The sequence below is a fragment of the Streptomyces sp. CB02366 genome, from assembly GCF_001905905.1.
Classification (GTDB): Bacteria; Actinomycetota; Actinomycetes; order Streptomycetales; family Streptomycetaceae; genus Streptomyces.
The window spans coordinates 617,128-625,875 of sequence record NZ_LIVT01000004.1 but is presented as its reverse complement, the minus strand read 5'-3'; the positions used below and the strand labels follow the sequence as shown (position 1 = coordinate 625,875).

Here is an 8,748-nt window from a genome sequence, read left to right as displayed (position 1 = left end):
CGAGGCCAGCCGGTCCGCCTCGTCCAGGTACTGGGTGGTCAGCAGCACCGTCGTACCGCCCGCCACCAGCGCCCGTACCGCGTCCCAGACCTCGCCCCGGCTGCGCGGGTCGAGCCCGGTCGTCGGCTCGTCCAGGAAGAGCACGTCGGGGTCGAGGATCATCGAGGAGGCGACCTTCGTCGGCTCCGGCACTAGCACCGTGTTCGACATGGGGGCGGGGCTGGCGGTCGGCGCGGGGGCCCTCTCGATCTACGACAACTACTTCAACAACGACCGGTTCACCGACATCAACGACCTGCCCGGCCCCGACAGCGTGCTGGGCGGCGGTGACGGGGGACCCTCGGGGCCGGAGAAGTCCGGCGGCCCGGCCGTCAAGAGCCCCCCGGTGGTGGACACCGGCCTGTTCACCCCCGGCCCCTCCGCCTCCCTTCCGGACACCGTCCCGGCCGACCTGTCGAACGGTCCGGGCAGCGGGATCGGCGTCCTGCCGCCGCCCCCGTACACGCCGCCGCCGACGGTGTCGTCCCCGACCGGTGGGAACACCCTGCCGAAGGCGGGTTCCGACGCACCGACCGGCTCCACCGGCCCCGCCCCCCGGAACACGGGCGGCGCGGACGGCGTCAGCGGCCCGAACGGTCTGACCGGCCCGAACGGCGTGGTCGGCCCGAACAGCCTTCCCGGCACGAACGGCCTCCCCGGCACGGACGGGACGCCCGGCACGAACGGCCTCCCCGGCACGAGTGGTTCGCCCCTGCCCCACCTGCCGCCGCCCACGTCGTCGCTGCCGTCGTCCTCGACGTCCACGCCCACCGCGCTGCCGTCCTCGTCCCTGCCCGACACCACGCCGATGACGCCCCCGCCTACCTCGGGGCGCGCGCCCGGGACCGGCACGAGCACCCACCCCGCCTCGTACGACCTGACGCCCGACACGGCCCCGGACCCTGCGGCCGACCCGGCTCCGGGCCTCCTGCCGGGTACGTCCCCGAACGGCTCGGGATCGACGAGCGGCCTTCCCGACAACCTCACCGGGCCGAAGGGTTCGTCCACCGCCCCGCCCCCGGGGGCTGTCGGCGGTTCGAACGGCGCCGACACCGCCGACCTCCCCGACGACGCCCCGGCGGAGGGGAACGGCGACGGCGTACAGGACCACCGGCAGGACGGGACCGGACAGGACGGAACCGGACAGGACGTGCCCGGGCGGGGGACCGGCGGCCGGAGCACCGGCGGGCAGACGGGCCCCGACGCCACCGCGCACCAGCAGACCGGCGGCCTCCCGGCCCCGGCCGGCGCGGACACGGACGCCGTCGCCCCTCCGACCCCCGTCGCCACCTCCGCCGGGCCGAACGCCCCGGCCCCCGCGGCCGGGAACCAGGGCACGCAGCAGGGCGGCTCCGGGTCGGGGAACCCGTCGCAGCAGCCGTCGCAGCAGTCCTCCCCGAACGGCCAGAGCGGGCGCGGCGACACGAACGACCTGCCGGGCCGGCAGGAGACGGACCCGGCGGACTCGACGGCCCCGGAGAACCGGCAGGACCCGGCCGACGACACGGCGACTCCGGCCGCACCCCAGCCGCGTGCCACCGGCACGGGTGACACCGCTCCCGCGCCGGGTGCGGGCCGGAACGCGACCGGGCCCGGGACCGCCCCGGCCCCGCCGGAAGCGGTGCGCACCTCCTCGGACCTGCCGACCGGCGACCCCACCGGCGACCCCACCGGCGACCCCACGGGCGACCCCGCAGCCGAGCCCGGCACGGACATCCCGGCGGGCCCGACACCCGAGGCCGCCGTGCCGGTGGCCGATCCGGTGCGGCCCGAGCAGTGGCGGGCGGGACGGCACGACGCGCCCGCCACCGCCGTACGGACCGACCCGCCCCTCGACCCCGGCCGCGCCCCGGCGGACACGGTTGCGCCCCATGGCCCGGAGACCCCCGTACGGGCGTGGGTCCAGCGCGTCCAGGCCGACGACGGCCGCTGGCTGAGCAACGTCTCCCTCCACCTGCCGGTCCGGACGGGGGAGGGGTTCCCCCCGGCCGAGCTGGACGCCCTGCAGGAGCGGATGCGCACGTTCCTGGACACCCACCTGAACAACGGCCTGGTGCTCCCGGGGGCGGGCGACCAGGTACACCTCGACCTCACGCTCACGGCCGCGCCCGACCACCCCGAGGCCGTCGAACTGAGCCGCACCGCACGGCCGGACGGGTCCGACCACCTCAACTGGCGGCTCCACACCGCCGATCCGGCCGCCTCCCCGGAGGAAGCGGCGGAGCGGCAGGCCCGCGACGACGCGGCGGTGCTCCGGCACGTGCTGGGCTACGCGGGCGTACCGGCCCGGGGCCCGGAGGCCGAGGCGCTGCTGCGCCGACTGGTGCGGCCGAAGGACGCGGGCGCGCGGACGCCCGGTCCCGCCGTTCCGCCGCACTTCCTGGAGGCGGTCGAGTCCGTCGTCACGAGTGCCGCCCCCGTCGACCACCCGCTCACCGCCCGGGGCGCCCGCCCCCCGAGCGGCATCGACGACCCGGCGCGCGCCCTGCGGACGCCCGCACCCGGCGCCGCCGACCCCGAGCCCCCGGTCGCGGCGGCCGTCCCCTTCCGCACCACGTCCAGTGCACCGGCGGAGACCACCGGACCGGTCGGGGGCACCGGACCGGCCGAGGCCACCGCGCCCGTCACCTCCACACCCACGTCCACGTCCCTGTCCACGGACACGTCCACACCCACGGACACGTCCACGGACACGTCCACGAACGCGGACGGCCGCCCGGCCCCCGGGCAGGACCCCGAGGAGACCCCGCCCGTCGCCGTTCCCGCCACCGCCACCGCCACAGCCACCGCCGTCGGTCCGGGCGCCGGGACGGTCGCCGCCCCGGGAGCGGGCAAGGGCAAGGGCCGGAGCACGGAGCCGGAGAGCGCGCCCGCCGACGCTCCGGCCCCGCTGGACTTCCCCGCCTCCACGGGGGCCGAGGACGCCGTCGAGGCGGCCCGCCGGGAGTACGAGGACGCCGTCGCCGCCTTCGGCCGGGCCGCCCGCACCGCCGGGGCGCTCGACGAGCGGGTGGCCGGCGGCCGGGGCGGCAGCGGCGACACCGCGCGGCTGTACGGCGCGTGGCAGGACGTGGACCGGGCGCAGCGGCGGCTCGACGCGGCCCTGGACCGGCTGCGCGACCTCGGCGCGGACGCCGCCCTCGACGCCGCCGTGGCGTCGATCGTGCCGCGGGTCCACCGTACGGACGTCCAACGGCGGTCCACCGCTGCGCTGGTCACCGCCGACGACCTGCCCGGCGACCCGCCGCGCCCGGCGCCCGACGACCTGATCACCGCGGACGAGCTGGCCGCCGCCGGCGTCGCCCCCGACCAGGGGCCCGCCCTCCAGGCAGCCCTCAACGGCTCCGTGCGCTTCGCGGAGAGCGGGATCACCGACCCCGTCCAGCAGGTGCGCCTGCTGATGAACCGGCCCGGCCCCTGGACCGAGGCGCTCGACGGGATCGCCGCCCGCGCCTCCCGCCGTACCTGGCACGCCGCCTACGAGGAGTTCGCGCGCGCCACGCCCCGGGCCCCCGGAGCGCCGACCGGCGCCGACCCGGCCGAGGCGTGGCGGCGGGCGGCCTCGCTGGTGCTGCCGCTGGAACTGCATCCGGTGCTCGCCGACTCCCGCCACGCGCGCGGCGACCACCTCGACGCCGTACGGCGGGTGGCCCGGCACCTCGCCGAGCACGGCGCCCACGCGGTGTCGGGTACGGAGCTGGCCGGCCGCGTGCGACGTGAACTGGGCCTGCCCCAAAGGGTGCCGGGCGGCGCGCCCGCGACGGCGCAGCCGTACGCGCGGGCCGTCGCCGAACTGGAGCGGCTGGCGCTGCTGGAGGAACCCGGCGGCGCCCCGGATCCGGACGCCCTGGCCCGGCGCGTGCTCCACCTGCCCGCCGGCGCCGAGGTCCCGGCCGAGCTGCGGACCGGGCTCCTCGCCACGGTGGAGAACGCGATGGCCGCCGGCTGGTCGACGAGCCTCGCCTCGCTCGGCGCCTACCACCTGGCGGCCGGGGGCGCGCTGGACCACGGGCGCCACATCCTCACGGGCGACGGGGCCTACCAGGGCCTGAACCTCACCGGGCGGCCCGTGGGCCCGGTGGACACCACGCAGGTGTGGCAGCGGCGCAACGGTCAGTTCCAGGGACCGCTGGAGCCGCTGTGGAACGCCGAGGCGGGCGCGTACGTCGTGGTGGCCGAGGGCGGGCACGACCACGTCCTGCTCCCCTGGGGGCAGGGCGAACTCCAGGTGCCCTGGCAGGAGTTCGTGGAGCTGGTGGCCCGCGACCCCGGGGTCGCGGGACTTCCGGCTGGCACGCCCGTCGTCCTGGTCCTCGGCCACGGCGGCGACCAGGGCCTGGTCCTGCCCCGCACCCTGGCGTTCCGGACGGGCCGCGACGGCGTCTGGGCGCACAGCGGCCGGGTCGGCCTGGTCCCCGACCCCGCCTCCGGCGTCGAGCGGATCGTCGTGGAGAACCGGCGGTCCGAAGGGCTGCCCCTGGGCGGCTGGTTCCGCAGCGACGCCGACGACCTGGGCCCCCACGGGACCGCCGACGAAGGCTTCGTGACCGCTCTGGACGGCACGGTCCTCCCCGACGCCTCCATCAAGACGCGGACCATCGGCGACGACGGCCGCTCCTTCGGCCGCGTCACGATGTCAGACCCCGACCTGGTCACGAACGAGCCCATGTTCGAAGCCATGGCCGAGATCACCGAGTTCGCCCAGTTCGACCCCGTGTCGGAAGGGACGATCGGCGAACCGGCCGCGCTGCTGGAGAACGGGCGTCCGGTCTACCACTTCGCGCAGCACGGCATGCCGCTGCGCGGGGTGATGGAGGTGGCGGACGGCCGCCCGCCGGTCCAGGTCGGCGGGGAGGAGACGGGCCGGTACATCCGCCGTCGTCCGAGCATGCGGAAGCTCGGCCCGGACGCCGTCATCGACCTCGGGTCGTGCTGGGCCGACGCCTCGGCGGAGGACCTGCCCTACCTGACGGACGCGGCGGAACCCCCGTACGTCTTCGACGTCCTCGGAGTGACCTCGTACGCCCAGGGAGTGGCCAACGGCAGCGGCGCCGCCGTCATGGCCGTGGACCGCGTCCACGTCCTCATGCGCGCCGAGACCCCGAAGGCGGGCGTGCTGGCGGGCCCCTCGGGCGAACCGGGCGCCCGCCGCCTGCTGCTCCCCGAACCGGGACCGGCCGAACTGGCCGCCCTGGCACGGACGGCGGGACTGCACACCGGGGAGGGCCCGGTCCCCGCCGACGTCCTCGACACGACGCTGCGGCTGGTGAAGGCCCTGCGGCGGTCGTTCGGCGCGGACGTGGCCGCGGACGGGCGGTTCCGGACCCTGCTCGAAGGCATCGGCGCCCTGGAGAACATGCGCCGGGCCGATCCGCATCTGCGCGTGGCGGGCCCGTTCACCCTGCACCACCTGCACCTGGCCGTCCACGCGCGCCACCGGCGCACCAGCAACGACCCGCCGTCCCGGGACGACGTCCGGCGGGTCCTGCTCGACGCCGCCGCGAAGAAGGACGAGGCCGCCGCCGGGCGGCTGACGCTGCACCAGTACACGCCCCTGCCGTCGCTGGACTGGGCGCTGAAGCGCCTGGCCGGGCGGGACCTGGCCGCGCTCGCCGCCGACGTGCTGCGGCTGCCGGACGCGGGCGCGGTGACGCGTACGGACGTGAGCCGGCTGGTGTGGGGCGCGGTCCGGGGCGCCGAGGCCCTGCGGAACACGACCGACCCCGTGGCCCTGGCGAAGAAGGCGCTCCACCTGCACCCGTCCGCCGAACCGACGCCGGACGAGGCGGGCGACCGTCTGCTGTGGCTCATGGCCGGTGCGGCCGTCTCCGGGTTCGACCCCGCGGACCCGGCGGACCTCGCCGCCTGGGACCTCGTACGGCACGGCGCCCTCGACGACGGCACCCGGCTGACCGCCCAGGGCGTGCCGACCGGCCGCGACTGGACCCGCCGGCCCGTCACCGGCGACATCGCGACCGAGGGGTACCTCCTCTCGCCCGACGGCGGCCTCGACGCCGCCACCCCGCACCCCGCCCCGTGGCCCGCCACCCCCGCCGGATCGGCCGCGAACGCGTACGTGGTCCACGCCGACAGCACCAACGGCCACATCTCCATGCCCTGGCCCGACGGCTCCAGCCGGTGGGTGCCGGGCAGCGAGATCGCCGCCCTGCTGCGCCACGACCGGGTCCACCAGCAGATCGCCCTGCACGCCCCGCTCCTGATGGTCGGCGCCCACACCAACCCCGGCGGGCTCGCCCAGCACGTCGCCGGGCGTGCGGGGACGGCCCGGACGACGCTGCTGTCCGAACTGCCCGGCGCCCTCCTGCCCCACCCGGCGAGCGGCCGGAACGTGATCGTGCTGACGGGGGAGACGGCACAGCGGCCGGATCACTGGCAGCCCCGGCGGCCCGCCGCCCTGCCCGGCGCCTCCGCCCAGCAGGGCGCCCTCCACACGTTCACCGGCCGGGCGCTCGGAACCTCCTCCGCGGCGGGGGCCGCCGCCACCGCGCCCCGCGGACTCTCGCAGTACCTGCTCGACCACGGCCGACGCCACGACGGCCACATCGGCCTCGTCATCCACGAGCCGACCCCCGCCACCGTCCTGGACGGACTGCACCGGCGGATCGTCACCGCCCTCGGCGCCGACCCGGACAGCACGGACGGACGAGGGCTGCTGACCCGGCTCCAGGACGTGCTGAGCGCCGAGGAGGTCGAGCTGAACCGGCCGTACCTGCGCAGCCGCCAGGGGTACCGGATCACGCTCCGGCACGCGGGCCGCGACCGGACGGTGGACGTACGCCTCTCCTACGCCGACCCGGTGCGGTCCGCGAAGTACGGGCAGGGCGCCGACCGGCGCCCGCCGACGCTCCCGGACATAGGGGTCGAGGCCAGGGCGGGCGGCGGCCAGTCGTCCTCGCACGCGGAGAGCGCGGGGAACATCCGCACCGGCTCGGTGCCGTGGAGCGGGATCTTCCCGGACGACAGCGCCGGTGCGCTGCGCTGGTGGGACAGCACCGTCAACGTCTCCGCGACGCACAACCAGCTCACCCAGTCCGTCACCGTGGGCGAGACCTTCCTCGTCACCAGCAAACAGCAGGCCGAGGAACCCGCCCACCCGATGGACGTGGACGGGCGGTGGCAGATCCAGCTGGACACCCCCCGCGACGGGGATGCCGACAACTGGCTGCCCGAGCGGTCGCACGGCGCCCTCACGATCTGGTTCCACGAACACCTCGCCTTCGACGGCGACGACCCCGCCGGGCTGCCGGAGCCCGGCGACGTCGACGACCTGCCGCTGTGGGGCGGCGACAGCGTCGCCGAACCGCGCCGCCTGCTGACCGAACTGCTCCGCGACGACGCCTTCGACGCCCTGCGCAGCCTCGACGACGACTCGGAACGGGCGCTGGAGAACTTCCTCTCGCAGCGGATGCTCCAGGGCACCCCGCACCTCCAGCGCGACGGCGGGGTGTTCTCGCCGACCCTCCTGGACGAGGACGGCAACGCGGTCGGCGTCCTCGAACTGACCGCGGTCATCGAGCCGGGACGGCCGATGCGCCGGAGCGCCGAGGGCAAGTCCACCCTGGAGACGTGGTTCTCGCACGCCTCCAGCGTGGACAAGTCGGCGAAGCTGACCAGCGGCGTGGGGGTCGAGGGCGCGGGCGGCCCGTCGTTCACCACCGACCACGCCCCGGGCCACCCCGCGGCGGGCTCGTCCTTCGGCGGCAACCTGATGGGCAAGGCCGCCGTCAACTGGCAGCTGAACGAACAGCTGAGCAACGTCAGCAGCGCCACGCTCATGCACGGGCTCCGCACCAAGAGCAGCCACCTGCTGACCAGCGGCCGGGTCACCTACACCGTGCGGCTGCACCGGGCCGGCGGCGGCCTGGTCAGCAGCACGTTCGGACCGTGGGAGGACGGCCTGCGGTTGCGGATCGCCCAGCGGACCACCATGGCGGGCCACCGCCCGACCCCCGCGGAGCTGCGCGAACTCCCCGAGCACCTGGAGAACCTGGAGAGCATCGGGTACACCGAGACGCCCCTCAAGGTGGACGGAGCGGACCCGCTGTTCACGGCGGCCGAGGCGTGGCTGCGCCGGGAAGGGTTCCTGCCGCCCGACCGGCCCCGGCACAGGGCCCCGGCGTTCCGGCTGGACGAACCGCTCGTCGTGGCCCAGTTGGAGAACCTGCGGCGGCTGCGGCAGATGCGCTCGACCTTCGGCCTCGCCTCCTCGGCGCCCGACGCCGTGGACGGCGGGGAGCCGGTCTGGTTCGAGCGGCCGAACGCCGTCTCGGGCACCCGCCGGGTCCAACTGGTCTTCACCGCCGCGCGGGACACCGCCCGGCCCGCCGTCCACAGCCGCCGGCTGCCCGACGTGCTGCACATCGGCTCCAGCTCCTACGAGTCCGGCGGCGCCCGCCAGCGGGGCACGGCGCTCAGCGGCGCCCTCGGCGGGGGCGGCGGCCTCAACGCCCCGCTCGCCGAGGGCTCGTGGGGGCTGAACACCGCCCCGGACTACCTCGGCACCCGGCAGCTCACCGACGCCTCCTCCAGCGCCGGACAGGTCGGCTACGACCAGTTGACGATGACCACCCGCAACGGCAGCGAACTGTTCGAGGTGCCCGCCCGGCTCGGCCTCGACCTGTACGAGGGCGCCGACGACGACCCGCTCGTCCGGTTCGCCGACACCGACGCCGAGGGGAACCCGGTGCG

1 protein-coding gene and 1 pseudogene (1 of these 2 only partly in view) are annotated in these 8,748 nt (G+C 76.6%); one reads left to right on the top strand and one right to left on the bottom strand.

What is annotated here, in order from left to right; all coding sequences use genetic code 11:
- Positions 1 to 150 (bottom strand): annotated as a pseudogene (locus AMK24_RS16985) (daunorubicin/doxorubicin resistance ABC transporter ATP-binding protein DrrA); the annotation flags it as partial.
- Positions 151 to 208: 58 nt separating this feature from the next.
- On the opposite strand from AMK24_RS16985, the gene AMK24_RS16980 reads away from it, so the two are divergent.
- Positions 209 to 8,748 carry the beginning of a lonely Cys domain-containing protein gene (locus tag AMK24_RS16980; protein WP_143203715.1) on the top strand. Its footprint extends 23,044 nt past the window's final position, so only the first 8,540 of its 31,584 coding nucleotides appear in the window; its start codon is at positions 209 to 211; the stop codon falls past the right edge of the window.